Genomic DNA, 2,534 nt, shown 5'->3' with positions numbered 1-2,534 from the left:
TATGAACAGCTACAAAGGCATTCCGGTTCCATTCGTGATGGTCGTTGTGCTGGCGCTTATCTTTACCTTTATTACGAGGAATACGACCTTCGGCCGGCAGGTATACGCGATTGGCGGCAACCCGGAGGCAGCCAAGCTGTCGGGGATCAACATCAAGCGCCGTGTGCTGCTTGTATTCGTACTTTGCAATACGCTGGCAGCCATTGCTGCGCTTGTTCTTACCGCACGCTTGAACGCGGCAACGATGAGCGCCGGACAAAACTATGAGCTCGATGCAATTGCTGCATGTGTTATTGGCGGTACGAGCCTTATCGGCGGNTCCGGTACGATTATGGGTGCCATTATCGGCGCGCTAGTTATGGGCAGCTTGGACAACGGCATGAGCTTGATGAACATGGAGTCGTTCTGGCAGTATATCGTAAAAGGCGGCATTCTAGTGCTCGCTGTATATGTAGACATTTACACGCGCAATCGTAAAAAAGCATAGTGAAACAAACGAGCAATACCCCGGCGGGATTTAGAGGCCGGGGTATTTTTTTATGTCTGAATGAATCTGTGAGAATTTAAAATTATTGTAAATATGAAACAATTTCCCATTGTTGCCCGTCGATAATGACAGGAGGTGAGGAATTGAAAAAGTTAATAATTGTTTTTTCGATTCTATTAATGAGTCTATCACTCCCCGCCTGCTCGTTAGGCAGGCAAAAGACAGCCCAAGACTGGGCATACCGTTTTGTCGTATGGAATGGGGATACGTACAAAGCAACCGATGAAGCAGTTCTGGATGTCGGAAAGCAAATCGGGAAGGTAGAACATTATTCCGACCATGAATCTACGAGAGCAACCGGTGTTTTTTCCAATGAATATCACGAGGGGACGGCTTTGTATGAGATCAAAAACGTTTCGACAGACAAAGCCATCGCCGTAGAGAGCAGTGAAGGGGAATATGTGAAGCTGGAACACATCGGAAAGTACGGCTCAAAGGACAAATAAATAAATCAGGGGGAGAGCAGAAATGAAGAAGAGCATATGGAAGGTTATTCTGACTGGCACCTTATTGTATACGGCAGTTGTACTGCCGTCTGTGAATGCCTATACGACTTTAGGAGGCAAGTACGCCAGCTCGACGATCAGCTATATCCCGCAAGGGCTTACAGCGAATTATTCATTAGCGATGGCGGATGGCATTGCAGCTTGGAATAATGCCAATGTGGATGCCAGCTTTGTGTACACTAGCAATATTTCTGCGGCCAATCTTATTCTGAGACAAGACGCCTACGGCGTCAACATAGGCTGGAATGCACGAACGGCGAACAAGCCCGTGATGACCTCCGGTACATACACGAAGTCAGATATCGACTTTAATACTTCGGCGATGGATGGAATGACGGTTACGGCCCGTAAAGGGACGGCGGCCCATGAACTGGGACATGTATTCGGACTCGATCATGTTACCGACGGCAAACAAGTTATGAGCATATATGGGGTGCGGACCACTTCCGTTCCGGGACCGGATGATATTAAAGGCGTAAATGCATTGTATTAAACCTAAACAAAGAAAGGGGTGTATTCCATGAATTCCGTTTTTTCGAAAAAACAGATTTTGACCTTATTTATTGTATTAATTGCGGCGACCATCGTCTTCTTTCAAGTGAGAGCCGAAGCATCACGGGACAAGCCAACCTCCACCGTATCGATGCACTTCGATCTATCCGAATCGTTCCAATCCGTTGATCAATTGCGCGCAAGTTCGCCGGTCATTGCCAGAGTGAAAATCAATACGACGAAGAGCTATCCGTATGGCAATGTCGTATTTACTTTATCCGATGCCTCCGTACAGAAGGTATACAAAGGTCAGCTTGGAAAGCAAATTCGCATTCTGGAAACCGGAGGTTCCTATGAGGGTCTGCAATACTTGGCTGAAGGGAATGCGGTTTTTGCCGCAAGTGAAGAAGCTGTCGTGTTTCTGGAGAAATACGAGGGACCTGTAGCAGAAGATGCTTATGTTATTAAAGGGGTATACCAAGGGAAGTTTAAAGTAGCGGGCGAAAGACTGATTCCGTCATCTCAAGTGTCAGGTGAATTGCAATCTATTCAATCCTTCCATGATCTTCAAATTTCGAAGTAATGGAAAGGAGTTATTTTGGAAAAAAGGGCTGTTTCCGCATGTCCGCCATTGCATGATGGCGAGACTTGGAAACAGCCCTTAATTGTTATTCATTCAAACTTTATTAATGACCGGATGCCTCGTGGTCATTGGATAGCTTAAGCATGTCGAACAGCTTGAAGAGCAAGCTCATAATGATCGCTACAACAGTAGCCAATCCCATACCTTTGAGCGAGAAGTCTCCGATCACGATTTCTACGCCGCTTAATCCGACAACGAGTACGATCGTAGTCAAGTACAGGTTAGTCGGTTTGCTGTAGTCGATTTTGGATTCGACGAGCATGCGCAAGCCGGAAGCTGCGATAACTCCGAACAAGAGCAGTGAGATACCGCCCATTACCGCTACTGGAATCTCGGCAATCAGCGC

Annotated in this window: 5 protein-coding genes; 4 read left to right on the top strand and 1 reads right to left on the bottom strand. The window is 46.7% G+C overall.

What is annotated here, in order from left to right; genetic code table 11:
- Position 1: 1 nt before the first annotated feature.
- The 4 genes from TX77_RS10670 (at position 2) to TX77_RS10655 (ending at position 2,128) form a co-directional block, all read left to right on the top strand.
- A complete protein-coding gene (locus TX77_RS10670; RefSeq protein WP_044505080.1) occupies positions 2 to 487 on the top strand; it encodes an ABC transporter permease subunit in 486 nt (161 codons plus the stop codon).
- A gap of 143 nt (positions 488 to 630) precedes the next feature.
- A complete protein-coding gene (locus tag TX77_RS13420; RefSeq protein ID WP_049917359.1) occupies positions 631 to 993 on the top strand; it encodes a hypothetical protein in 363 nt (120 codons plus the stop codon).
- A gap of 22 nt (positions 994 to 1,015) precedes the next feature.
- The gene (locus TX77_RS10660; protein ID WP_042171541.1) at positions 1,016 to 1,546 is read left to right on the top strand and encodes a matrixin family metalloprotease; all 531 of its coding nucleotides are present in this window, start codon (positions 1,016 to 1,018) and stop codon (positions 1,544 to 1,546) included.
- Between the two features lie 27 nt (positions 1,547 to 1,573).
- Complete coding sequence (locus TX77_RS10655; RefSeq protein WP_042171539.1) at positions 1,574 to 2,128, top strand: hypothetical protein; 555 nt, start codon at positions 1,574 to 1,576, stop codon at positions 2,126 to 2,128.
- Between the two features lie 103 nt (positions 2,129 to 2,231).
- On the opposite strand, the gene TX77_RS10650 is transcribed toward TX77_RS10655, so the two are convergent.
- Positions 2,232 to 2,534, bottom strand: a 303-nt coding sequence (locus TX77_RS10650; RefSeq protein WP_044505079.1) for a solute carrier family 23 protein, incomplete at its 5' end; no start/stop codon positions are given.

The organism is Megasphaera massiliensis (assembly GCF_000455225.1).
GTDB classification, from domain to species: Bacteria; Bacillota; Negativicutes; order Veillonellales; family Megasphaeraceae; genus Megasphaera; species Megasphaera massiliensis.
Note: the sequence above shows the minus strand (reverse complement) of the source record. Positions and strands in the feature narration are given on the sequence as shown.